Origin of the sequence: Elstera cyanobacteriorum (assembly GCF_002251735.1) — a bacterium.
GTDB classification, from domain to species: domain Bacteria; phylum Pseudomonadota; class Alphaproteobacteria; order Elsterales; family Elsteraceae; genus Elstera; species Elstera cyanobacteriorum.
Genome location: NZ_NOXS01000035.1, coordinates 186,177 through 209,091, shown reverse-complemented (window position 1 = coordinate 209,091; position 22,915 = coordinate 186,177). Strand labels below are relative to the sequence as shown.

Here is a 22,915-nt window from a genome sequence, read left to right as displayed (position 1 = left end):
TTAGGCCCCCACTGTGGCGGGCAGCGGGAACTCCAGCAGCAGCCGGTCGACAATCGACGCAACGCCGAAGCGGATCGGATCGGTCGCGGGCAGCCCGTGCGCGGTGGACAGATCGGCCAACAGCGTGCGGGCGGCAGCTTCGTCCAGCGCTTGGGTATTTACCGAAATACCGACGGCGCGGATCGCGGGGTTGGTCAGGCGGCCGCAGCGCAGGGTGAGGTCGATCACCTCGGCGATGCTGGGCAGCGGCGTTTTCACCCCGCGCATCGTGGTCCGGGTCGGTTCGTGGCAGATCACCACAGCATCCGGCTGGGCGCCGTGCAGCAGCCCGAGCGATACGCCCGCGAAGGACGGATGATAGAGCGAGCCTTGCCCTTCGATCAGATCCCAATGGGTCGGGGCTGCGTCGGGCGAAATCCATTCCACCGCGCCAGAGATGAAATCGGCAACCACCGCATCGATGGCGACGCCGCGCCCGGAGATGAACACCCCCGTCTGCCCGGTGGCGCGGAAATCGGCATCCAGCCCGCGCGCCCGCATGTCTTTTTCGAGCGCAAGGGCGGTGTATTTTTTGCCAACCGAACAATCGGTGCCAACGGTCAGCAGGCGCAGGCCGGGGCGCTTATGGCCCTTACCGGTGGCGAAACTCTGATCGGTATGGCGCACGTCGAACAGGCTGCGGCCCGTGCGGGCGGCGGTTTCGGCGATGGCGGGTTTCGATCCCAGGCGCGTGTGCAGCCCGCTCGCCACATCCATCCCAGCGTTCAGGGCGGCCACGATGACATCGGTCCAATGATCGGGCAGCACGCCGCCCGCATTGGCGACGCCGACGATCAGCGTCTTCACGCCCTGGGCCGCCGCGTCGGCGATGCTCATGTCGGGCAGGCGCAGGTCGGCCTTGCAGCCGGGAAGCCGGATCTGGCCGACGCACCATTCCGGGCGCCAATCGACGATCCCCTGCGCGGTCTTGGCCGCCAGTTGATCCGGCACATCACCGAGGAACATGAGATAGGGAGGGGTAATCTGCATGATTTTTCGCCTGTTTTTCTTTTCCCCGCAAAGGGTGCCCACCCCTTGCCGCCCGCCCATGATGGGCGGAAACCCTGGAGCCGCGCGAATGCAAGTTTGACATTGAAAGCTGATGCGGCAGCGCACAAACGCGGTAAAACCCCGCAGCACCGATGCAAAAAATGCATCATGCGCCGATGGGTTGCCGGGCGCCGATGGGGCTGCTACCCCTAACCCTGTGATTTCTTTGCCGTGGAGCGATCCCGATGGCCCTGCTTCCCCCCCGCGCGCTGGACGGGGTGCGCGTGCTCGACCTATCCCGCATTCTGGCGGGACCGACCGCGACCCAGATGCTGGGCGATCTCGGCGCCGATGTGATCAAGGTCGAACGGCCCGGCAGCGGCGACGATACGCGCGGCTGGGGACCGCCCTTCGTCAAGACGGAAGCCGGGGAGGATAGCGATCTCTCGGCCTATTTCCTCTGCGCTAACCGCAACAAGCGCTCTATTGCCATCGACCTTGCCACCCCGGCGGGGGCCGATCTGATCAAACGGTTGGCGGCGAAGGCCGATATTATCATCGAAAACTATAAGCCCGGCGATCTCGACCGGCGCGGGCTGGGGTACGAGGCGCTACGGCACGTCAAACCCGATCTGATCTGGTGTTCGATTTCCGGCTTCGGCCAGACCGGGCCGTATGCCGACCGCATGGGCTATGACTTCCTGGTGCAGGCGATGGGCGGCATCATGAGCGTCACCGGCCAGCCGGACGCCAAGGGCGGGGAGCCGACGAAGGTTGGCGTCGCCATCGCCGATGTCGTTTGCGGCCTTTATGCCTCGATCGGCTTGCTCGCCGCCCTGCGTCACCGCGAGCGGACGGGGGAGGGGCAGGCCATCGACCTGTCGCTCTACGACACGCAGCTTTCCTGGCTGATCAATGTGGCGACCAATCATCTTGTTTCGGGCAAGGAGCCGCAGCGCCTGGGGAACCGCCACCCGAATATTGCGCCCTATCAGACCGTCCGGGTTGCCGATGGGTTCATTGTGGTCGCGGTGGGGAACGACGATCAGTTCCGCCGCTTCGCCGCCGAACTCGGGCTGCCGGAACTGGCCGACGATCCGCGCTTCCAGCGCAACCGCGACCGTATCCAGGCCATCGACGCGCTGGAAGCTTTGCTGTTGCCCGCTTTGGCGCAGGATACGGTCGCGGGCTGGTCGGCGCGTCTCACCGCTTGCGGCGTGCCCGCCGGGCCGGTGGCGAGCGTCGGTCAGGCCTTGTCGGACCCGCACACGCTGGCGCGCGAGATGGTTGTCAGCGTACCGGGACCGGCGGGGGTGGGGCCGCTGAAGCTGCTCGGCAATCCGCTGAAACTCAGCGCGACGCCGATTACCTACGATCAGCCGCCGCCCCGCCTCGACGCCCATCGCGGGGCGATCTTGCAAGATTGGCTCGATCTGCCCGAGGCGGAGCAAGCGGCCATCGCGGCGGCGGGCGCCTTCGGTCCCGGCGCATGACGGGCTATGCCCTCGAAGCCCTCGGCCTGACGCACGCCTATGGCGCGACGCCGGTCATCCGCGATTTAACTTTGCAGGTAGCGGCGGGGGCGCGGCAGGCGATCATTGGGCCGAACGGCGCGGGGAAGACGACCCTGCTGCACCTGCTGACCGGCTTTCAACGCCCGCAGGCCGGGGTGCTGAAACTGCTGGGCCAGGATGTGACGGCGCTTGCCCCCGAAGCGCGGGTGAAGCACGGGTTGGTACGGTCGTTTCAGATCAACCAACTCTTTCCAACCCTCTCACCGCGGAACGCCCTGCGCCTCGCCCTTGCGGAGCGGGACGGCGCCGGGTGCGGGCTTTGGAAACCGCTGGCGGGGGAGGCGGCGCGCGATGCGGAGGCGGAGGCGCTGCTGACGGAAACCGGCCTTCACACGGTCGCCGACCGGGAGACGCGCCACCTGCCCTATGGTCAGCAACGGCTGTTGGAAATCGCCCTGGCGCTGGCGTTGAAACCGCAAGTTCTGCTGCTCGACGAGCCTGCCGCTGGGGTGCCGCGCGATGAAAGCGCCGCCTTGATCGACCGGCTGCTCGCCCTGCCGCCGAGCGTGACGGTGCTGCTGATCGATCACGATATGGACCTTGTGTTCCGCTTCGCCGACCGGATTTCCGTTCTGGTCGCAGGCACGATTTTAACCGAAGGCCCCCCGGCCCAAATCGCCAAGGACGCGCAGGTGCGCGCCGTCTATCTGGGAGAGGAAACCCATGTCTAAGCCGCGCGTTCATTGTCTGGGGGAAGCCATGCTGGAACTCAGCGCCCCGTGCCTGGGGGCTGCGACGCTCAGCTTCGGCGGCGATACGCTGAATACGGCGCTCTATCTCGCCCGCCTCGGCCTGCCCACCGGCTATGCCAGCGCGATGGGCGATGATCCTTATAGCGCCGAAGTGCTGGCGGCCTGGGAAAGCGAGGGGGTCGGCACGGCGGCGGTGGCGCGATTGCCGGGGGCACTGCCCGGCCTTTATGCCATCCGCACCGATGCGCGCGGCGAGCGCAGCTTTGCCTATTGGCGCGATAATTCCGCCGCCCGGCAGATCTGGCGGCACCCGCAGCGGGCCGATTGGTTGGCGCGCGTGCTGGACTGCGATTGGCTGCATCTCTCTGGGATCACCCTGGCGATTGCCGGGGAAGACGGTCGGGCGGCCTTGCTCGCGGCGCTTCCGGCGGCCAAGGCGCGCGGCCTGCGCCTATCGTTCGACAGCAATTACCGCCCGCGCCTCTGGCCGGACGTGCCGACGACCCGCACCGCCTATGAGGCGATTTTGCGCTTCGCCGACCTGAGCTTGCCGGGTTTTGAGGACGAAGAGCCCTTGTTCGGGGCGGAGGATGCGGCGGCGCTGATTGCCCGCCATCGCGCCTATGGCGTTGCCGAGGTGGTGCTGAAGGCGGGTGGGCCGCGCGCTTGGGTGGCGGCCGACGGCGCGGCGCCCGTTCTGGTCGAAGGGGCCGCCGTAACGCCGGTCGATACCACGGCGGCGGGCGATAGTTTTGCGGCGGGCTATCTCGCCGCCCGACTGACCGGCGCTATGGCGCCAGAGGCCGCCTTGGCCGGGCATCGGCTGGCCAGCGTCGTTATTCAGCACCCAGGGGCGATTATTCCGCAATCGGCGATGCCTTAGGGCGGTCTTGGAGGCAGAGGCGTCCACTCAAGGTGAGGGCTTCTGCCTGGGATCGCTCCGCCCCAGGACCGCCGATTGCGGGCCTTCTAATTACATCGGCACGTCGCGGTTTTTGCTGCGGATCAGCCGCAGGGCGTGGGGCCCTACGACGGCGAGCACGGCAAGGCCAAGGAACGTGGCCGAGATTGGGTGCGTAAAGAAGATCGACCCATCCCCCTGCGACGTGATCATGGCACGGCGAAATTCCTGTTCCGCCATTGGTCCCAGGATCATGCCGATGATAACCGGCGAGGTTGGGAAGTCGAAGAGCCGCATCAAGAACCCAATCAGCCCAATAACCAATAGCAGCACAAGATCGATAAACGATTGGCTAATGCCATACGTGCCGATAATGGCAAAGATCATGATTCCCGCGAACAGATAGGGTTTCGGGATATGCAACACCCGCACCCATAGGCCGACCAGCGGCAGGTTCAGGAGCAGCAGCATGACGTTAGCGATATAGAGGCTAGCGATCAGCCCCCAGACAAGGTCGGGCTGGCTGCTTAGAAGCTGCGGGCCGGGGTTAATGCCGTAACCTTGAAAGGCCGATAGCATGATCGCGGCCGTCGCACCCGTCGGCAGACCCAAGGTGAGCATCGGCACCAGAACCCCGGCGGCGGCGGCATTATTGGCGGCTTCCGGGCCTGCGACGCCCTCGATAGCGCCATGACCAAACTCTTCAGGTTTTTTAGAAAGGCGCTTTTCAAGGAAGTAGGACAGGAGGGTCGGCAGTTCTGCCCCGCCTGCGGGGAGCGCGCCCATGGGAAAACCCAAAAAAGTCCCCCGAAGCCACGGCTTCCACGACCGCGCCCAATCTTCCCGGCTCATCCAGATCGATCCTTTGATGGCCAGAATCTCATCCTTATTGGCACCGTGGCGGGCGGCAAGATAGAGCGTCTCCCCCACCGCAAAGAGGCCAACCGTCACGAGGATGACGTTCACCCCGTCCAAAAGTTCCGGGATGCCGAAGGTGAAGCGCGGCTGGCCCGATTGTAGATCGATACCGATCATGCCGAGGGCAAGGCCAAAGAACAGGCTGGTAAACCCCCGCGTGATGGAGGTGCCAAGGACGGCGGTCACCGTCACAAAGGCCAGCACCATTAGCGAGAAATATTCCGCCGGACCCAGCATCAGCGCGGCCTTCGTCACCAGCGGGGCAAGGAAGGTGAGGCCAAGCACGCCAATGGTCCCAGCAATGAAGGAGCCGATCGCCGCAGTCGCCAAGGCTTGGGCGCCGCGCCCCTTCCGGGCCATCTTGTGGCCTTCGAGCGCGGTAACGATCGTGGCACTTTCCCCTGGCGTATTAATGAGGATGGAGGTTGTTGACCCCCCAAACATCGCGCCGAAATAAATGCCCGCAAACAGGATAAAGGCGCTGGTCGCGTCCACCTGGAAAGTGATCGGTAGGAGAATAGCGATGGTTAGCGCCGGGCCGATGCCGGGCAGCACGCCGACCGCCGTGCCGAGGGTGACGCCGAGGGCACACCAGACTAGGTGCATCGGTGTCAGCGCGACGGAAAACCCGTGCGCAAGACTGGCGAGCGCGTCCATCAGATCAAACTTTCAATAATGCCTTCGCCCATGCGCAGGCCGAGCAGGCGGGCGAAGCCAAAATAGGCTAGCAGCACCAGAATGAAGCCGATAATCGCCGATTTCACCCACGACGGAGCCCCAAAACTGCGGGCGGCGCCGACGAAGACCACAGTTGCGGTTAGGATGAAGCCGATCCAGCTAATCAGGATAGTGCCGAGGGTGAAGGCGCCTGTGATCCAGCCAAAAGCGGCAAGGTTCAACGGCGGTTCGTTCGGGTCGGTCGCTTCGCACCCCCAACCGGGGCCGCGCGCGTCGATCAATAGCTTAAGCCCGAGAATGACAAGGCCGACGCCAATGCAATAGGGGAAGACTTTCGGGCCGACTTTGGCATAGAGCGGCGATGTTGGGATTGCGGCGGTGGCCCATAGGACCACCGCCCCCATCGCAAGCACCCCCAACGCTACTAGCGCCGGACCGACCGCCACCCCGAAGCGGGAGGGGTTGCGCATATTCGCTCCTTTACGCGAGGCCGATTTTCTTCAGGGTATCCGTCACGCGCTCGGTCTCGGTTTTGATGAAGGCTTCGAAAGCATCACCGGCCAGGAAAATATCCGTCCAATCGCGTTTTTTAAGCTCGTCCTGCCACGCCTGCGACTTATTCATCGCGGTGACGAGATCGATCATCGCCTTTTTCTGGTCGGCGGAGACGCCCGGGGGCGCAAAAACGCCGCGCCAGTTGAAGAATTCGACATCGACGCCAGACTCCTTAAACGTCGGAACATCAAGGCCCGGAATGCGCTTATCGGACGAAATGCCAAGGGCGCGCAAATTGCCCGCCTTGATCTGCTCGACGAATTCCCCAAGGCCCGAGATACCACAGGTCACCTGATTGCCAAGCAAGGCCGCCTGAGCTGGACCGCCCCCAGCATAGGCAACATAGGAAATCTTGGTCGGATCGGCACCAACCGCCTGCGCCACCAGCGCCGCGATAATATGGTCCGTACCGCCTGCCGAACCGCCTGCCCAAGTCACCTTCGCCACATCAGCTTTAAGGGCTGCGGCGAGGTCTTTCAGGGTCTTGAGCGGCGATTCTTTCGGTACGACGATGACTTCCGCTTCGCCGGTAAGCCGCGCAATCGGGGTGACGTTCGTCAGGTTGAAGGGGGTCTTATTGGCGATGATCGCGCCCATCATGACGAGGCCGGAAACCATCAGACCGTCGCCCTGGCCTTTCCACTGGTTGATAAACTGCGGCAAGCCGACCGTGCCGCCCGCGCCACCGACATTGGTAACTTGAGTAGAGCCGACTAGATTGGCGGTGCGCAGCACCTGCTCCATCGTCCGGGCGGTTTGATCCCAGCCGCCACCGGGGGCCGCGGGAACGAAGAAGCGCACTTGCTTCATCTGCTGGGCGAAAGCGGGTGTGCCGATCAGCGGCAACAGCGCGGCGGCGCCGCTCATCATCAGCATTTGGCGTCGGTTCAGCATAGGTTTCCTCCTGTTATCGTTGTCAGTCAGTTTAGGAAGCTTCTAGCGCAAAGCCAGTATTTTTATTCCGATTCGACGGCAGAGACCCCGTCGTACTGCCAGCGCCAGCCTTTTGGCAGCGGCCCTTTGTTGCGCCCGCCTTGTTGCGATTGTTCGTAGGCATGCGCCAACACGCCCACCGAGCGGGATAGAATGAATAATCCACGGCATAGGGGGGGTGGAAAACCCAATTCGCCGAAGATCACTGCGGTCGCCCCATCGATGTTCATGGGAATCCGGCGACCCTTGGCTTCCGTGAGGGCTGTTTCGACCGCCCGTGCGGCGCAGGCCAGCCGCCCTTCGACGGTTCCCGCGACCACGGCGGCATCGACGAGTGCCAATAGCCGGGGGGCACGCGGATCAATGGGGTGAAAGCGATGACCGAAGCCGCCGATTGTGCCACCCGCAGCAAGGGCTTGGGTCACAGCGGTGCGGGCTGCAACGTCAATCGAGGGCGCGGCGTCCGCGAGAATGTCGAGGTAAAAAGCCAAGGCCTGTTCGCCCGCGCCGCCGTGAATATCGCCCAACACATTCACAGCGCTGGCCATGGCGCTATTGATGCCCACGCCGCAGGTCATTGCCATGCGGGCGATGGCAATGGAGGGGGCTTGCGGGCCGTGATCGACCCCGGCGACCAGCGCGGCACCCAAAAGATCGGCTTGCGCGGGCGTCGGCAGGGTGCCACGCAGCATCAGCCAGATCATGTCGACGAAACCGATGGTGCCGATCAAATCTTGAATTGCATGGCCCCGGAAACGGATCGATCCTGGCGCCATATCGATAATTTCTGTACGCCACCAGGCTTCGGCTTTGGCTTGATCGGGCGTCATGCTGGTTTCCTTGCGGCGAGTTCGGCAAGCAATGCGGCGCGGTCGGCATCGAGGCGCGGCGGGGGACCGGCGGGGGCAGGCGCCTTGCCATCGACCCGGAAACCGCCGCGCAAGTTATAGATACTGCGATCAAGCCCAGTGGTATCAGGCGGAAATTCCGTCACCATTTCCCGGCTGCGTGTTTGGGGATGGGTCAGGGTTTCCGGCACGCTCAAGACCTGCCCGGCGGGGACCCCGACGGCAATCAACGCGGTCTCCCAGTCGGCGGCGGCGCGGGTTGCGAGGGCATCCTCCAGCTCCGCAGTCAGTGCGGCGCGATGGGCGAGACGGTCGGCCCGTTTGGCGAAACGCGGATCGGTCAACCAATTGGGCCGGCCGACCAGCACCGCCAGCGCCACAAACTGTTCCGCCTTATTGGCGGCGATATTCAGCAACCCGTCGCCGGTACGGAAGGTGCCCGATGGGCTGGCGGTCACATTATCGTTGCCCATCGGCTGCGGTGCCCTGCCGGCTATCAGGTGGTTGGAGACGGCCCAACCCATCGCCGATAGGGTTGATTCCAGCAGTGAAACATCCAGGTAGCAGCCGCGCCCATCCTGTTGCCGCCGCACCAGCGCTGCCGCGACGGCAAACGCCGCCGACAGGCCGCCCAGCGTATCGCAGATCGGCACACCGACGCGCAGCGGCGCGGTTTCGGCTGTGCCGGTGACGCTCATCAAGCCGGAATAACCTTGGATGATTTGATCATAGGCCGGGGCATCTTTCATCGGCCCCGTCGCGCCAAAGCCAGAGATGGCGCAATAGATCAGTCCTGGATGCTCTGTCGCCAGGGCCGCATGCCCCAGACCGAGCCGATCCATAACGCCGGGGCGGAAGTTTTCCACCAGCACGTCCGCCGTCGCCAGCAGCGCGCGGAAGATCGCCTTATCCTCTGGATCTTTGAGATTGAGCGCGATGGAGCGTTTTCCGCCATTCTGGGCCAGGAAGGACGCCCCCATAAGGTCGTCGTTCAAGACGGCATCAGCCCCCAGTTGACGGGCAAGATCACCGCCACCGGGCACCTCCACCTTGATCACATCGGCCCCCAGCAACGCCAATTGATAAGCGCAATAAGGGCCTGCCAATACGTTGGTCAGATCGAGGACGCGCACCCCGGCGAGAAGATCGGTCACAGGGTTTCTCCTATCGTATCAAAGGGCGCAACCGGGCCGCAGAGCGCCCGTGTCAACTCTCGCGCGGCGGCGCGAACGAAGGGGGCGGCGTGATCCAGGGCCGCAGTATCGAAACGGGGGCGCGGCCCCGCCACGGTAATGGCTCCGATCAATCCATCGGCTCCGAAGACCGGCGCCGCGACCCCGGCGATCATGGGGTCACGGTCGCCCGCTAAGGTCAGCACCAGATGCCGCCGGGCCGTGGCGGAAATTGGATCGTCCGGTAGCGGCGGGGTGAAAGCGGTCAGCACACGCCCGGCCGCGCCGCGCCCGAGGGGCAGAATATCCCCCTCCAACACATGTTCGCGGATCGCTTGCGGGCTATCCACCCGATGAAGGCAGAGGCGCCCCTGGGGTGTGGGGATATAGAAGGATGCACTTTCCCCGGTCTTATCGACCAAGGTGCGTAAGACCGGAACGATCTGCCCGCCAAGCCCTGCCTGCCGACGATAGAGCGCGCCAAGACGACCAATTTCTGGCCCCAGGCTCCAACCTTTCTCCTGCGTCTGCATTAGCCCGCGCGCCGCGAGGGCGCGCGCGAGGCGCAGTACGGTGGCTTTCGGCAAATCGACGCGGCGCGCCAGCTCCGCCAGCGATAGCGGCGCGGTCACACCGTCGAAAGCCAGTAGCATATCGGTAGCGCGGTCGATCACCGACCGCGACTCGGTCGGCGGGGTGTCCCGACTGGGCACAGAATCCTCCCAAATTGTTTCATTGAATGAAACGATATTTTATTTGATGAAATGAGGCCATAAAAAGCTTCGCCGGTCAAGCCGGGGGCGGTGTCCCAGCAGAGATCAGGGGAGGAGCCGCCCTGCTTCAAGCCTCAGCACGCGGTTTGCCAGCCGGTCGATCTCGCTTTGGGCGTGGCTGACGTAGAGGATGGGAACCCCGGCGCTATCGCGTACCCGCTCCAGATACGGCAGGATTTCGTCTTTGCGGGCCGTATCGAGGGCGGACAGCGGCTCATCCATCAGCAGCAGGCGCGGGTTCGACAGCAGCGCCCGCCCCAGCGCCACCCGTTGCGCCTCGCCGCCCGACAGATTCGCCGGGGGGCGGTCAAGCAGGGGGGCGATACCGAGCAGATCGACGATATCCGGCAAGGCGACGCCCGGGCCGAAGCGCCGGTTGAACCATTGGCCATACACGAGGTTCTGCCGAACGGTCAGGTGCGGAAACAGCCGCGCTTCCTGAAACACCACCCCGCAGCGGCGCTGATGCGGCGGTAGCCATAGGCCGCGCGCGGCATCGGCGAAAACCGTCTCGCCGAAGGCAACGCGCCCGATCTGCGGGCGGATCAGCCCAGCGACGATCTTCAAAACTGTTGTTTTGCCCGCCCCTGACGGGCCGCCGAGGGCGGTTAAGCCGGGGCCAATCTCGGCCGCAAAACTGAGATCGAAGCTGCCCTGACGGTGGCGGATATCGAGGCTGAGCATCGCTAGCCTTGCCGCCGCCGGGCGCGCTGGGTTAGGGCTTCGGACGCGATCAACGCCCCCATCGACAGCAGCACGGATAGGATCACCAGCCGCAACGCCGGGGCATCGCCGCCGGGGACTTGCAGGAAACTATAAATGGCGGAGGCGAGAGTTTGCGTTTGGCCGGGGATATTGGACACAAAGGTGATGGTCGCGCCAAACTCCCCCATCGCCTTGGCAAAGCACAGCACCATGCCTGCCAAGAACCCTGGTAGGCAGAGCGGCAGGGTGACGGTGAAAAACACGGAGATCGGCCCGGCGCCCAAGGTCGCGGCAGCATCTTCCAGCCGCCGATCCACCGCTTCGATGGAGAGGCGCATCGCCCGCACCATCAGCGGAAAGCCCATGACGGCGCAGGCCAGGGCGGCGCCGGTCCATTTGAAGGCGATCGTTACGCCCAAGACCTGATCCAGCGGTTCGCCGATCACCCCGCGCCGCCCGAACAGCAGCAGCAGCAGATAGCCCGTAACAACGGGGGGCAGGATCAACGGCAGATGGATCAGCCCATCCAGCAGCGCCTTGCCCCAGAAGTTGCCGCGCGCCAAGGCCAGGGCCGCCAGCACACCGAAGGGCAGGCTAACGAGGGTCGCCACCGCCGCAATGCGCAGGCTGAGGGTGACGGCGACCCATTCCTCCGGCGAGAGCGTGAGGAAATCACTCATTGAGCGGGTTACGAACCTTGGCCGCTAGCCAGGATGGAAAACCCCTGTTTGGTATAGGCTGGTTGCGCGTCCTTCGACTTCAGATAGGCGAAGAAAGCTTCGGCGGAGGCTTGGCTCTGGGTGGTCAGCGCGACCGGGTAAAGAATGCGCGGATGGCTATTTTCCGGGAAAGTACCAACGATTTCTACCTTGGGTTCGGCGGCGGCATCGGTCTGATAGACGATCCCCAGCGGGGTTTCGCCGCGCGCCACCAGGGTTAGCGCCGCACGAACGCTCTCGGCCCCGGCGACGCTATTCTCGACGCTGGCCCAAAGGCCGAGGCTGGTGAGCGCGGCTTTGCCATATTTGCCCGCCGGTACGCTGTTGATTTCGCCCATCGCCAGCCGGTTGCCTCTCAACAGACCCTTGAGGTCCAGTGCTGGATCGATGGTGACGGGCGCCTGACGGCCCTTTTCCGCGACCAGCACCAAACGGTTGCCGAGCAAAGTCACCCGGCTATCGGCTTTGATCAGGGTGCGCTGTTGGGCGTAATCCATCCACTCAAGGTCGGCAGAGAAGAAAATATCGGCGGGCGCGCCGTTCTCGATCTGCTTGGCGAGGGCGGAGGAGGCGGCGTAGGACGCGGTGGCCTTCGCGCCGCCTTTGGCGTTCCACGCGCTCATGATCTCATCCAGCGCATTTTTCAGGCTGGCCGCCGCGAAAACGGTCACCGGGCGCGCGTCTTGGGCCAAGGCGGCTGCTGGAACTGTGACAAAAAGCGACAGGGCCAGCAGGCTGCGTTTCATCACCATCGCGCATTCCTCGCAATCAGAAGGGGATGGCGGCAAGGCTACACCCCGCGCGGCGCGAAAAGCAATCCGGCACCCCGGACGATCCTGGCAGAGGGGGCTTGAGCTTTTTCGAAAACTGGCGCCACTCTTGCAGAGACGATGTGGAAACACTTCGTACAATTTGCACGAAATATAGATAAGGAGCGTCGCAATGCCGGTCGCCGCCCAATCTCACGGCCTTTGGGGCCAATCCGCCCCGCCGCCCCCCGCGACCCTGCCGCTGTCCGGCGCCGGGCGGGCCGATGTTGCCGTGGTCGGTGCCGGGTTCACCGGCCTGTCGGCGGCGCTGCATTTGGCGGAAGCGGGCAGCAAAGTCGTGGTGTTGGACGCCGAGGAGATTGGGTTCGGCGGCTCCGGGCGCAACGTCGGCCTTGTGAACGCCGGGCTGTGGGTGATGCCGAGCGAGATTCCGAAGGTGCTGGGCGCCGAGTATGGCGAACGGCTGCTGGCGCTGCTCGGCGATGCACCCCAAGAAGTCTATGACCTTGTCTCCAAACATGGCATGGACTGCGAGGCGATGCACGTCGGCACGCTGCATTGCGCGGTCGGCGAAGCGGGGCTGCGCGAGCTTGAACGCCGCTGCGCCGAATGGCAGGCGCGCGGGGCGCCGGTTGAATTGCTCGACGCAGCCGGCGCGGCGCGGGCACTGGGGACCAACGCCTATACCGGTGCTTTGTTGGATAAGCGCGCGGGGACGATCCAGCCGCTGGCCTATGCGCGCGGGCTGGGGCGGGCGGCGCTGGCGGCGGGGGCGGTCATCCATTCAGCCTCCCCCGTGCAGGGCTGTGAGCGCGATGGATCAGTTTGGCGGTTGATGACGCCGACTGGCACTGTCACGGCGGATTGGGTGATCGTCGCCACCAATGCGTTTTCCTCCGGCCCCTTCCAGATGATCCGGCAGGCGCTCGTGCGACTGCCTTACTTCCAATGCGCGACCGACCCGCTACCGGAAACGCTGCTGCGCGACATCATCCCCGGACGGCAAGGCGCCTGGGATACCAAGGAAGTGCTATCGTCCTTCCGGCTCGATGCGGCGGGACGCTTCATCTTCGGTAGCGTCGGCGCCCTGCGCGCGGGGGGGCAACAGATTCACCCGGATTGGGCGCGGCGGGCGATGGAAAAACTCTATCCCGCCCTGCGCGGTCAGCGGTTTTCCCACGAATGGTACGGCTGGATCGGCATGACCGACGACGCAACGCCGCGCTTCTTCGAGCTTGGCCCGCAGATGGTCGCTTTTACCGGCTACAACGGGCGCGGCATCGCCCCCGGCACGGTCTTCGGGCGCGTGCTGGCCCAGCATGTCACTCGGCGCAGCAATGATCTGCTGCCGCTACCGGTCTCACAGCTTGCAAGCCCCGACTGGCGCCCGTTCAAGGAGTTCGGTTACGAAGCGGGGGCGTCGGCGGTGCATCTGGTGGAGGCGCGGGTTTAGGCGAGATCGGTCTGGGTGAAATCTTGCCCTTTGTAGAGCAGCCGAAGGCCCCCGGTCTTAACGCAAGCATAAGCAAAACAATCGCCGAAGTTTAGGTCGGCGGGGTGCCCGACCGTTTTGCCGTAGGCCGTTGCGGCGTCCAGAGCGGCGGCGCCAATCATTGGTGAAATCGGAATTTCTACGGCGCCGATATCGTTGATGAAGCAGGTGACCGCTTCGCGCGCCTGAGCGAGTATCGTCGCGGTTGGCCGCGCAACGCTTTTGGCGCGGGCGAGGGAAATGCTGGCTTCGAATCTAACCAACGGCGAAACATAGAAGGAGCCGCCGTGGGCTTCCAGTGCGTCTATTAGGCTTTCCGCATCGGGTTCGGGCTTCAGGATCGCAACAATGGCCGAGGCATCAATGAACATTACCCCCGATTCCACAATGCATCGGTATAGGATTTCATATCAAAGTCGGGGTCGCCTGGGCCGATAGCCTCGGCTAATGCCTGGGAACGCGCCAGTCGATTGCGCAGGGGTAGCGCTTGCCGCGTGCGTTCGATTTCATGGCGCAGTGCCTGCCGAACGGCCTCGGTTTTGCTGGGCGCATTGGTCAGCCGTTGTAACTCTACGGCCAGGGCCAACACATCGTCATCGCGCACGTAAAGGGGCATAGGGCTTTCCGAAGCGGGATATTCTTGTTGCTCAAAAAGAATATCCCAATCCCCGGAAAGCCCGAAGCGGTTTTACGCCCCGCGCGCCGCCACCAAGCTCTTGGCGACAGCCGCCACATTGTTTTCGGTCAGCCCGGCGACGCACATGCGGCCCGATTCGACCAGATAAACGCCATCCGTATCGCGCATCTGCACGACCTGCGCCTTGCTGAGGCCGGTATAGCTGAACATGCCGCGCTGCTGGGTGATGAAGCCCACGTCGATTTCATTCGACAGTTTCTTCACTTCGGCCGCCAGCGCCTCGCGCATCGCCTTCATGCGCACACGCATTTCGGCGACTTCCGCTTCCCATAGGGCGCGCAGGGCGGGGTCGCCGAGAACGGTGGCGACGATCTGGGCGCCGGTGGTCGGCGGGTTGGAGTAGGAGCGGCGCACGGCAAGCTTCAACTGGCCCAGCACCCGGTCGGCTTCGTCCGCCGTGGCGCAGACGACCGACAGACCGCCGACGCGCTCGCCGTAGAGCGAGAAGTTCTTCGAGAAGCTATTGGCGACGAGGAAGGAGGAGGCGCGTTCCGCATAGCGACGCACGAAACTGGCGTCTTCGTCGATGCCATCGGCAAAGCCCTGATAGGCCATATCGAAGACGGGAATATGTTGCTTGGCGATCAGAAGGTCGCTCAAGGCATCCTGCTGGGCCGGGCTAAGGTCAACCCCAGTCGGATTATGGCAGACCGGCTGGACGATGACGATGCTGCCCGCCGGGGCTTCTTCCAGCGTCTTCATCATATCATCGAAGCGCAGGGTGCGGGTGGCGCCGTCCCAATAGGGATAGGTCTTGGTTTCAAACCCGGCGCGCTGGAACAGGCCGTGGTGATTATCCCACGTCGGGTCCGACACATAGACCGGGCGGCCTGGCGTATGCTTTGCCAGGAAATCGGCGGCGATGCTGAGCGCCCCGGTGCCGCCTAGCGACTGCATGGTCGCCACGCGCTTTTCCGCGAGCAGCTTCGACCCTTTGCCAAACACCAGTTCCTGTACAAGGCGGCGATAATCGGCCAGCCCTTCCATCGGAATATACGAGCGAACGCCGAACCCCAGCTTTTCGGCGGCGGCCTTCACGGAGGGCAGCACCGGCACTTTGCCATTGCCATCCATATAGATGCCGATGGTCAGATTGACCTTCTCGGTCCGGGGATCGCCTTGGAAGGCAATATTGAGCGACAGAATCGGATCGCCCGCAAAGGCTTCGACGTTACCGAAAAGAGAAGAGGCCGCCTCGGTCATAGCTCGCTTCCTGAAGTGAAGTGTTTACGGCAAAAATTACGGCGGCCCGACCATAAGGCCCCGCCTGATAGGCGGCAAGGTGCGCCAGTGCGGTTTTCGGCGCGAATCCATGCTATCAGCGGGACGCTGCCGTGCAGGATCGCGCGGGGTTTGCCTTATGCGTCAGGCTTGGTATTGTAGTTTAACTACATTCAAAACGGTAATCGGGGGAGGGGACGATGGGCGAAGGTCGCTGGTCAGCGTTGGAGGCCCTGGGGGCGGAACGCAAAAATGCGTCGTTACGGCAGATTTTCGCCGATGATCCGCAGCGGTTCGAGCGGTTTTCTGCCCGGACAGACGATTTGTTGCTCGATTACTCCAAAACCGCCGTGACCGCGGACGTGCTGGCGGGGCTGCTCGGCCTCGCCGAAGCGCGGGGCGTGCCGGGACAGCGCGATGCCATGTTCGCCGGGGCGGCGATCAACCGCAGCGAAAACCGCGCGGTGCTGCATACGGCGTTGCGGGCGGGGCCGGAGGCGGTGATTACCGTCAAGGGCATCGATGTGATGCCGCTGGTCCGTGCCACCCAGGCTCGGCTCGAAACTTTCGCCGAAGGGGTGCGCAGTGGCAGCATTGCGGCGGCAGACGGCGGGCGTTTCACCGATATTGTGAACATCGGGATCGGCGGGTCGGACCTTGGCCCGGTTATGGTGACGCTGGCCCTTGCGCCCTATCACGATGGACCGCGCGCCCATTTCGTCTCGAACGTCGATGGCGCCCATCTGACCGATGTGTTGAAGACCCTCGACCCTAAGCGAACCCTGTTCATCGTCGCGTCGAAGACCTTCACCACTATCGAAACCATGACCAACGCCCAATCGGCCCGGCGCTGGCTGGTGGCGGCCTTGGGGGAAGCGGCGGTCGGGGCGCATTTCGCGGCGGTTTCCACGGCGCTCGACAAGGTCGCAGCCTTCGGGATTGCGGCAGAGCGGACGTTCGGTTTCTGGGATTGGGTCGGCGGGCGCTATTCGGTCTGGTCGGCGGTCGGCCTGCCGGTGATGATCGCTATCGGCGCCAAGCGGTTTCAGGAATTTCTGGCGGGCGCGCGGGCGATGGATACGCATTTCCGCACCGCGCCGCTTGAAAAGAATCTTCCGGTGCTGTTCGGCCTGATTGGCGTTTGGCACCGCAATTTCTGCGGCTTCCCAGCGCGGGCGCTGCTGCCCTACGATCAGCGCTTGGCGCGCTTGCCCGCCTATGTCCAGCAACTCGATATGGAATCGAACGGCAAGCATGTCGCCGCCGATGGCGGCCCGCTGCCCGCCGATCTGAAAACCGGCCCATTGGTGTGGGGGGAGCCGGGGACCAACGGCCAGCACGCCTTCTATCAACTGCTGCACCAGGGGCGGGACGTGATCCCGGCGGAATTCCTGATTGCCGCCGAAGGGCACGAGCCGGAGCTTGCGGAACATCACGCTTTGCTGGTCGCCAATTGCCTTGCGCAAAGCGAGGCGCTGGCCAAGGGCCGGACCGTGGCCGAGGCGACGGCCCAGTTACAAAAGGCCGGGCTGCCGCCGGAGGAGGTGGCGCGGCTTGCGCCCTATAAGAGCTTCCCCGGCAATCGCCCGTCCGTGACGATTGCTTACCGCAAGCTCGATCCCTTCACCCTCGGGCGGCTGATTGCGCTCTACGAACACCGCGTCTTCGTCGAGGCGGCGATCTGGGGCATCAATGCTTTCGACCAATGGGGCGTCGAACTGGGGAAGGAACTGGCGACCGCCCTGCTGCCCGCCGTGAAGGCCGAACCGGACGCCGTGGCCGATCCGCTGACGCGCGGGCTGCTGGGGGCACTGAGGAAGCTCTAGAACGCCACTTTCTCTAAAGCCTCGGCAACGAAACTGTTGAGGCTCTTTCCCGCCCGGGCCGCCGCCGCTGCGAGATGACTGTGAACCTCCGGGCGGAGCCTGAGTAGCAGTCGACCGGAATAGGGTTTTTCCGGTTCTTCACCGCGTTCCTGGCACCATTCTAGGTAATCGGCGATCGTATCGGCAAAAGCCGCCTTTAACTCGGCAACAGTTCGCCCTTCGAACGTCAGGACGTCGCGGGTATTGATAACCCGCCCGTGCAGATACTCACTGTCTGCATCAAGCTCGACAGTAGCAATATATCCGTTATGTTCGAGTGAGTTCATGGTTCTATTCCAGCCTCGATCAGGAAATCTTTGACATCTCGCACGGTTGGTTTGCCTGTTTGATCTCCGGGATGGGGGCGGTGAAAAACGGCTTTTTGGCCATTCAGAACCACCCGCACACGTGACCCTCGGCCCTCGCTGATATCGGCCCCTACTGCGCGCAGCAGGGAAACAATGTCGCTCCAACGGATATCTGACCGAGTTGGCGTTTCGAAGATTGCACTGAGCGTCTGATCTTGCTTGCCCATAAGCACTCGGCACTCTTTTCGATATCATGTTTTAATATCATTATGGATTTGTCACTGACGGGCAATGGCTTTTCCGCCTTTTTCCCGAATCCATCGTTTTTCCACGATTCCCTTTGGCGCCGGAATGTTCTAGGGTCGCGCCAATCTCACTGTATTACCATTCGGTTTAAATCAGAGTAGCGGACCTATGGCTGGCCATTCCCAATTTAAGAACATCATGCACCGCAAGGGCGCGCAGGACGCCAAGCGCGGGAAGATTTTCACCAAGCTGATCCGGGAACTCACCGTTTCGGCCAAGACCGGCGCGGCGGACCCGTCGATGAACCCGCGCCTGCGCGCGGCGATCTCGGCAGCGAAAATCGCCAATATGCCGAAAGATACCATCGACCGGGCGATCAAGCGCGGCCAGGGCGGCGGCGACGATACCAATTTCGATGAAGTGCGCTACGAAGGCTATGGTCCGGGTGGCATCGCCGTCATCGTCGAAGCGATGACCGACAACCGTAACCGTACCGCGTCCGAAGTGCGCTCGGCCTTCACCAAGGCGGGCGGGGCGCTGGGGGAAACCGGGTCGGTCAGCTTCATGTTCGACCGCGTGGGCGAAATCCGCTACCCGGCCTCGGTCGGTTCGGCCGATGCCGTGTTCGAAGCGGCGCTGAACGCCGGGGCCGATAATGTCGAAAGCACCGACGAAGCCCATGCCATCACCTGCGCGCCGGACGATTTGGCGGCGGTGCGCGAAGGGCTGGAAGCCGCCTTCGGCGCGCCGGAATCGGCCAAGCTGATCTGGTCGCCGCAGACGCTGACCCCGGTGACGGATGAAGTCGCTGAAAAGCTGTTCAAGCTGATCGACACGTTGGACGATAACGACGACGTGCAAACGGTCTATGCCAATTACGATGTGACCGAGGATCAGCTCGCCAAGCTGGCGGGCTAATCCGATGCGGGTTCTGGGCCTCGATCCCGGATTGCAGCGCACCGGCTGGGGCGTGATCGAGGCCGAGGGCACTCGCCTGCGCGGCATCGCCTGCGGGACCATCACCTCGGACGCGAAAGCCCCCCTGTCGGAGCGGCTGGCGCAACTCTATGACGGGCTGGAAAAGGTGCTGGCCACCTACCAGCCCGAGTGCGCGGCGGTGGAAGAGACCTTTGTGAATACTAATGCCGCCTCCACCCTCAAGCTCGGTCAGGCGCGGGCGGTCTCGCTGCTAGTTCCGGCGCGGGCGGGGCTGAGCGTCGCCGAATATGCGGCGAAATCGGTGAAGAAATCGGTGGTCGGCGCGGGCGCGGCGGATAAGGAGCAGGTGATGTTCGTCATCGGCAAACTGCTGCCCGGTCTGGCCCTGCCCGGCGCGGATGCGGCGGATGCTCTGGCCGTCGCCATTTGCCACGCCCATCATGCGCAAACGGCGCGTCGTGTCGAAGGCGCGCAAACAAAAAGCAAGGTGGGCGGTATCGATCTTGCTCTGCTGGTGAGAAGCCGATGATCGCCTGGCTCAATGGCATCGTGCGCGATATTGGCGCGGGTTATGCCGTCATTGACGTGCAGGGCGTCGGCTATCTGGTTTCCGCCTCGGGCCGCACGCTCGGCGCCTTGCAGATGAACCAGCCGACCATGCTGCACATCGAAACCGTGGTGCGGGAGGATGCTTTCCTGCTGTATGGCTTCCGCGATACGTCGGAGCGCGACTGGTTCCGGCTGCTGCAAACCGTGCAGGGTGTCGGCGGGCGGGTGGCGTTGGCGCTGCTGACGGTTCTGCCCCCCGATCATCTGGTGCAGGCGATTGCCTCCGGCGATAAGGCCGCCCTGGCGCGCGCTGATGGCGTGGGGCCGAAGCTGGCGGCGCGACTGCTGACGGAACTCAAGGACAAGGTGGCAGGCCTCGCCTTGGGCGCGATGGCGCGGACCCAGGCCCCAACCTCGGCAACCCCCGTCGAAGTCGGCGGGGCGGTGGAGGCCGAAGCAGTTTCGGCGCTGGTCAATCTCGGCTATGGCCGCTCCGAAGCCTTTGCCTCGGTCGTCAAACTCGCAAAAGCGGCACGGGCAGAAGGATGGGAACCGACCTTGGCCGATCTGATCCGCGCCGGTCTCAAGGATCTTAGCCCGGCATGAGCGAGATGCAGGAGCCGCGCCGCCCGCTGCTGGACCCTTCGGTTGCCGAAGGCGGGGAGGCGGCGTTACGCCCGGCGCGCTTGCAGGATTTCGTTGGCCAGCGGGCGGTGTGCGAGAATTTGCAGGTCTTCGTCGAAGCGGCGCGCGGGCGCGGGGAGGCGCTCGATCACGTGCTGCTGTTCGGCCCCCCAGGTCTTGGCAAGACGACCCTGGCGCAGATTGTGGCGAAGGAACTCAACGTCGGCTTTCGCGCCACCTCCGGCCCGGTTATCGCCAAGGCGGGGGATTTGGCGGCGCTGCTGACCAATCTGCAAGCCAATGACGTGTTGTTTATCGACGAAATCCACCGGCTGTCCCCAGCCGTGGAAGAAATCCTGTATCCGGCGATGGAGGATTTCCAGCTCGATCTGATCATCGGCGAAGGCCCGGCGGCGCGCTCCATCCGCATCGACCTGCCGCGCTTCACCCTCGTGGGGGCAACGACGCGCTCCGGCCTGCTGACGACGCCGTTGCGCGAGCGCTTCGGTATTCCCTTGCGGCTGCAATTTTATTCGCCGGAGGAATTGACCGCCATCGTTGCGCGCGGCGGGCGGCTGCTCGGTATGCCGCTGACCGAAGAAGGGGCGTTTGAGATCGCCAAACGCTCGCGCGGCACCCCGCGCATCGCCGGGCGGCTCTTGCGCCGGGTGCGGGATTTCGCCGCAGTCGCGGGCGTCGATTCGATCACCCGGCAGGCGGCGGATGCGGCCCTATCGCGGCTGGACGTCGATCCGATGGGCCTCGATGCGATGGACCGGCGCTATCTGGCCTGCATCGCCGATACATATGAAGGCGGGCCGGTCGGGGCGGAAACCCTGGCGGCGGCCCTGTCCGAATCGCGCGATACCATTGAAGAAGTGATCGAGCCGTATTTGATGCAGCTCGGCCTTATTCAGCGCACCCCGCGCGGGCGCATGCTGGCGCCGAACGGCTGGAAGCTGCTGGGCCGCACCCCGCCGCGCGACTTGCAAAAACAATTGGATATGCTGGGAGACGACCCCGAATGACCGCCCCCGTTTTCGCCCCGCTGCCGCCGACGATGGGGGAGGTCCGCGACGGCTGGCACCGGCTGCCACTGCGCGTGATCTATGCCGATACCGACGCGGGCGGCGTCGTCTATCACGCCAATTATCTCAATTTCGCCGAACGCGCCCGTACCGAGATGCTGCGCGCTGTGGGAATTGTGCCACAAAAACTGTATGACGAGGATGGTACGCTGTTCGTTGTGCGCTCGGCGGAAATCGACTATCGCGCCCCGGCCCGATTGGATGATGCGCTGGAGGTGCGCAGCCGCGTTACCCGCTTCGGCGGCGCCAGTTTGGAAATTGAACAGCAAGTGTGGCGCTGGGAGCACACAGATAGCCGTCATTTGGTCACAATTTTGGTGCGTTTAGTCTGCGTGGACCCGCAGTTCAGCCCGCAACGGGTGCCGGACAGGGTACGGGATGCCTGCGCACCCTATGACGCGACCCGACCTGAGGGGAAGTGAGGAAAAACGATGCAAGGCGATGGGATTGCCGCGCTGGAACCGGCGCATGACTTGTCGATGATCGGCCTGTTTCTACAGGCCGATTGGGTTGTTAAGCTGGTCATGCTCTCGCTGATCTTCGCCAGCATCTGGAGCTGGGCGATCATCGTGGACAAGCTCGTTCGTCTGCGCCGCCTGACGGTGCAGGCCGATCAGTTCGAAGAAGCCTTTTGGTCGGGCGGTAGCCTGGATGAACTCTTCGACCGTATCGGCAACCGGCCCATCGACCCGATGTCCGCCGTGTTTGCCGCCGCGATGCGCGAGTGGCGCCGCTCGGCCCAGCGCGGGCTGGGGCTTGCCACCGGCAGCTTACAGCAGCGTATCGAACGGGTGATGAGCGTGACCATTGGGCGCGAGATGGAGCGGCTGGAGAAATTCACCCCCTTCCTCGCCTCGGTCGGTTCGGTCGGGCCGTTCGTCGGGCTGTTTGGGACGGTGTGGGGGATTATGAACTCCTTCTCCGCCATCGCGTCCTCCAAGAATACCAATCTGGCCGTTGTCGCGCCGGGGATTGCCGAAGCGCTGTTCGCGACCGCCATCGGTCTGGTCGCCGCTATTCCCGCCGTGCTGGCCTATAATAAGATTTCCGGCGATTTGGCGCGCTATGCCAACCGGCTGGATAATTTCTCTGCCGAGTTTGGCGCCATCCTGTCGCGTCAGATGGATGCGCGCGAGGCGGGCGAGTAATGGGCGCTTCGCTCAATACCGGCGGCGGGCGCAAGCGCGGCGGGCGCCGCTCCCATGTGCCGATGGCGGATATCAACGTCACGCCGCTGGTCGATGTGATGTTGGTGCTGCTCATCGTTTTCATGGTGGCCGCGCCGCTGCTGACCGTGGGCGTGCCGGTCGATCTGCCGAAAACCAATGCCGCCAGCCTGAATGAACGGGTGGAACCGCTAACGATCAGCGTGACCGCGCAGGGGCAAATCTTCATTCAGGAAATGGAAGTGCAGGAAGCGGAGCTGGCGCCGCGCCTGCAAGCGATTACGGCAAATAAGCCCGATACCCCCATCTATGTACGCGGCGATAAGGGCATTCCCTATGGCCGGGTGATGGAAGTGATGGGGCTGGTGGCCTCGGCGGGCTTTTCGAAAGTGTCCTTGATTGCCGAAGTGCCGACGGGCGGCAAGCCCGCGCCGAAGCGCGGCGGCTAAAGGG

Annotated in this window: 27 protein-coding genes; 12 read left to right on the top strand and 15 right to left on the bottom strand. The window is 63.8% G+C overall.

The window, feature by feature from the left end; all coding sequences use genetic code 11:
- Nucleotides 1-1,029, bottom strand: a complete 1,029-nt coding sequence (dgcN, locus tag CHR90_RS17460) for an N-acetyltransferase DgcN (protein WP_094410700.1) — start codon at nucleotides 1,027-1,029, stop codon at nucleotides 1-3.
- Between the two features lie 245 nt (nucleotides 1,030-1,274).
- On the opposite strand from dgcN, the gene CHR90_RS17455 reads away from it, so the two are divergent.
- The 3 genes from CHR90_RS17455 to CHR90_RS17445 are packed head-to-tail and all read left to right on the top strand — an operon-like array spanning nucleotide 1,275 to nucleotide 4,178.
- Nucleotides 1,275-2,522, top strand: coding sequence for a CaiB/BaiF CoA transferase family protein (locus CHR90_RS17455; RefSeq protein WP_094410404.1), 1,248 nt, complete (start codon nucleotides 1,275-1,277; stop codon nucleotides 2,520-2,522).
- Nucleotides 2,519-3,274, top strand: a complete 756-nt coding sequence (locus CHR90_RS17450; RefSeq protein WP_094410403.1) for an ABC transporter ATP-binding protein — start codon at nucleotides 2,519-2,521, stop codon at nucleotides 3,272-3,274. Before CHR90_RS17455 ends, CHR90_RS17450 begins: the two co-directional genes overlap by 4 nt.
- Complete coding sequence (locus tag CHR90_RS17445) at nucleotides 3,267-4,178, top strand: sugar kinase (RefSeq protein WP_094410402.1); 912 nt, start codon at nucleotides 3,267-3,269, stop codon at nucleotides 4,176-4,178. Before CHR90_RS17450 ends, CHR90_RS17445 begins: the two co-directional genes overlap by 8 nt.
- A 90-nt stretch (nucleotides 4,179-4,268) precedes the next feature.
- On the opposite strand, the gene CHR90_RS17440 is transcribed toward CHR90_RS17445, so the two are convergent.
- The 9 genes from CHR90_RS17440 to modA all read right to left on the bottom strand — a co-directional run bounded on the left by CHR90_RS17440 (nucleotide 4,269) and on the right by modA (nucleotide 12,249).
- Nucleotides 4,269-5,771, bottom strand: coding sequence for a tripartite tricarboxylate transporter permease (locus tag CHR90_RS17440; protein ID WP_094410401.1), 1,503 nt, complete (start codon nucleotides 5,769-5,771; stop codon nucleotides 4,269-4,271).
- A complete protein-coding gene (locus tag CHR90_RS17435) occupies nucleotides 5,771-6,262 on the bottom strand; it encodes a tripartite tricarboxylate transporter TctB family protein (RefSeq protein ID WP_094410400.1) in 492 nt (163 codons plus the stop codon). Before CHR90_RS17435 ends, CHR90_RS17440 begins: the two co-directional genes overlap by 1 nt.
- Before the next feature lie 10 nt (nucleotides 6,263-6,272).
- Nucleotides 6,273-7,241 carry a Bug family tripartite tricarboxylate transporter substrate binding protein gene (locus tag CHR90_RS17430; protein WP_094410399.1) on the bottom strand — a complete coding sequence of 323 codons (969 nt, stop codon included), beginning with the start codon at nucleotides 7,239-7,241 and terminating at the stop codon, nucleotides 6,273-6,275.
- 62 nt (nucleotides 7,242-7,303) lie between these two features.
- Nucleotides 7,304-8,110: a citryl-CoA lyase gene (locus tag CHR90_RS17425; RefSeq protein WP_094410398.1), complete on the bottom strand. Its 807-nt coding sequence runs from the start codon at nucleotides 8,108-8,110 to the stop codon at nucleotides 7,304-7,306.
- Nucleotides 8,107-9,282: a CaiB/BaiF CoA transferase family protein gene (locus tag CHR90_RS17420; protein WP_094410397.1), complete on the bottom strand. Its 1,176-nt coding sequence runs from the start codon at nucleotides 9,280-9,282 to the stop codon at nucleotides 8,107-8,109. The genes CHR90_RS17425 and CHR90_RS17420 overlap by 4 nt, the downstream gene beginning before the upstream one ends.
- Entirely contained in the window at nucleotides 9,279-10,013 is a 735-nt protein-coding gene (locus tag CHR90_RS17415) for an IclR family transcriptional regulator (protein ID WP_094410396.1), read from the bottom strand. The genes CHR90_RS17420 and CHR90_RS17415 overlap by 4 nt, the downstream gene beginning before the upstream one ends.
- Nucleotides 10,014-10,118: 105 nt before the next feature.
- Nucleotides 10,119-10,757 carry a molybdenum ABC transporter ATP-binding protein gene (modC, locus tag CHR90_RS17410; protein WP_094410395.1) on the bottom strand — a complete coding sequence of 213 codons (639 nt, stop codon included), beginning with the start codon at nucleotides 10,755-10,757 and terminating at the stop codon, nucleotides 10,119-10,121.
- A 2-nt stretch (nucleotides 10,758-10,759) separates the two neighbouring features.
- Nucleotides 10,760-11,458, bottom strand: coding sequence for a molybdate ABC transporter permease subunit (modB, locus tag CHR90_RS17405; RefSeq protein WP_094410394.1), 699 nt, complete (start codon nucleotides 11,456-11,458; stop codon nucleotides 10,760-10,762).
- Nucleotides 11,459-11,466: 8 nt separating this feature from the next.
- Nucleotides 11,467-12,249: a molybdate ABC transporter substrate-binding protein gene (gene modA / locus CHR90_RS17400; RefSeq protein WP_094410393.1), complete on the bottom strand. Its 783-nt coding sequence runs from the start codon at nucleotides 12,247-12,249 to the stop codon at nucleotides 11,467-11,469.
- 190 nt (nucleotides 12,250-12,439) lie between these two features.
- Here modA and CHR90_RS17395 point away from each other — a divergent pair, with 190 nt between their 5' ends.
- Nucleotides 12,440-13,720: an NAD(P)/FAD-dependent oxidoreductase gene (locus CHR90_RS17395; protein WP_094410392.1), complete on the top strand. Its 1,281-nt coding sequence runs from the start codon at nucleotides 12,440-12,442 to the stop codon at nucleotides 13,718-13,720.
- Here the strand turns inward: CHR90_RS17395 and CHR90_RS17390 are convergent.
- The 3 genes from CHR90_RS17390 to CHR90_RS17380 form a co-directional block, all read right to left on the bottom strand.
- A complete protein-coding gene (locus CHR90_RS17390) occupies nucleotides 13,717-14,130 on the bottom strand; it encodes a type II toxin-antitoxin system VapC family toxin (protein WP_094410391.1) in 414 nt (137 codons plus the stop codon). The two genes, CHR90_RS17395 and CHR90_RS17390, sit on opposite strands and share 4 nt — an antisense overlap.
- On the bottom strand, nucleotides 14,130-14,375 hold the full coding sequence (locus tag CHR90_RS17385; RefSeq protein ID WP_094410390.1) for a type II toxin-antitoxin system VapB family antitoxin: 246 nt from the start codon (nucleotides 14,373-14,375) through the stop codon (nucleotides 14,130-14,132). Before CHR90_RS17385 ends, CHR90_RS17390 begins: the two co-directional genes overlap by 1 nt.
- A 72-nt stretch (nucleotides 14,376-14,447) precedes the next feature.
- Entirely contained in the window at nucleotides 14,448-15,659 is a 1,212-nt protein-coding gene (locus tag CHR90_RS17380) for an amino acid aminotransferase (protein ID WP_094410389.1), read from the bottom strand.
- A 218-nt stretch (nucleotides 15,660-15,877) separates the two neighbouring features.
- On the opposite strand from CHR90_RS17380, the gene pgi reads away from it, so the two are divergent.
- A complete protein-coding gene (pgi, locus tag CHR90_RS17375) occupies nucleotides 15,878-17,503 on the top strand; it encodes a glucose-6-phosphate isomerase (protein ID WP_094410388.1) in 1,626 nt (541 codons plus the stop codon).
- Here pgi and CHR90_RS17370 read toward each other — a convergent pair.
- Together CHR90_RS17370 and CHR90_RS17365 are read right to left on the bottom strand one after the other, a co-directional pair.
- A complete protein-coding gene (locus tag CHR90_RS17370) occupies nucleotides 17,500-17,829 on the bottom strand; it encodes a type II toxin-antitoxin system HicB family antitoxin (RefSeq protein ID WP_094410387.1) in 330 nt (109 codons plus the stop codon). The genes pgi and CHR90_RS17370 overlap by 4 nt on opposite strands.
- Nucleotides 17,826-18,077, bottom strand: coding sequence for a type II toxin-antitoxin system HicA family toxin (locus tag CHR90_RS17365; RefSeq protein WP_094410386.1), 252 nt, complete (start codon nucleotides 18,075-18,077; stop codon nucleotides 17,826-17,828). Before CHR90_RS17365 ends, CHR90_RS17370 begins: the two co-directional genes overlap by 4 nt.
- A gap of 187 nt (nucleotides 18,078-18,264) precedes the next feature.
- Here CHR90_RS17365 and CHR90_RS17360 point away from each other — a divergent pair, with 187 nt between their 5' ends.
- Genes CHR90_RS17360 through tolR form a run of 7 tightly spaced genes read left to right on the top strand, consistent with a single transcriptional unit; the run spans nucleotide 18,265 to nucleotide 22,911 of the window.
- Nucleotides 18,265-19,014: a YebC/PmpR family DNA-binding transcriptional regulator gene (locus CHR90_RS17360; RefSeq protein ID WP_094410385.1), complete on the top strand. Its 750-nt coding sequence runs from the start codon at nucleotides 18,265-18,267 to the stop codon at nucleotides 19,012-19,014.
- Nucleotides 19,015-19,018: 4 nt separating this feature from the next.
- Complete coding sequence (gene ruvC, locus CHR90_RS17355; RefSeq protein ID WP_094410384.1) at nucleotides 19,019-19,564, top strand: crossover junction endodeoxyribonuclease RuvC; 546 nt, start codon at nucleotides 19,019-19,021, stop codon at nucleotides 19,562-19,564.
- Entirely contained in the window at nucleotides 19,561-20,190 is a 630-nt protein-coding gene (gene ruvA, locus CHR90_RS17350; protein WP_094410383.1) for a Holliday junction branch migration protein RuvA, read from the top strand. Before ruvC ends, ruvA begins: the two co-directional genes overlap by 4 nt.
- Nucleotides 20,187-21,236: a Holliday junction branch migration DNA helicase RuvB gene (gene ruvB / locus CHR90_RS17345; RefSeq protein ID WP_094410382.1), complete on the top strand. Its 1,050-nt coding sequence runs from the start codon at nucleotides 20,187-20,189 to the stop codon at nucleotides 21,234-21,236. Before ruvA ends, ruvB begins: the two co-directional genes overlap by 4 nt.
- On the top strand, nucleotides 21,233-21,718 hold the full coding sequence (gene ybgC, locus CHR90_RS17340) for a tol-pal system-associated acyl-CoA thioesterase (protein ID WP_212668721.1): 486 nt from the start codon (nucleotides 21,233-21,235) through the stop codon (nucleotides 21,716-21,718). The genes ruvB and ybgC overlap by 4 nt, the downstream gene beginning before the upstream one ends.
- A 9-nt stretch (nucleotides 21,719-21,727) precedes the next feature.
- The gene (gene tolQ, locus CHR90_RS17335; RefSeq protein ID WP_229671519.1) at nucleotides 21,728-22,444 is read left to right on the top strand and encodes a protein TolQ; all 717 of its coding nucleotides are present in this window, start codon (nucleotides 21,728-21,730) and stop codon (nucleotides 22,442-22,444) included.
- Nucleotides 22,444-22,911 carry a protein TolR gene (gene tolR / locus CHR90_RS17330; protein ID WP_094410381.1) on the top strand — a complete coding sequence of 156 codons (468 nt, stop codon included), beginning with the start codon at nucleotides 22,444-22,446 and terminating at the stop codon, nucleotides 22,909-22,911. Before tolQ ends, tolR begins: the two co-directional genes overlap by 1 nt.
- Nucleotides 22,912-22,915: the final 4 nt, after the last annotated feature.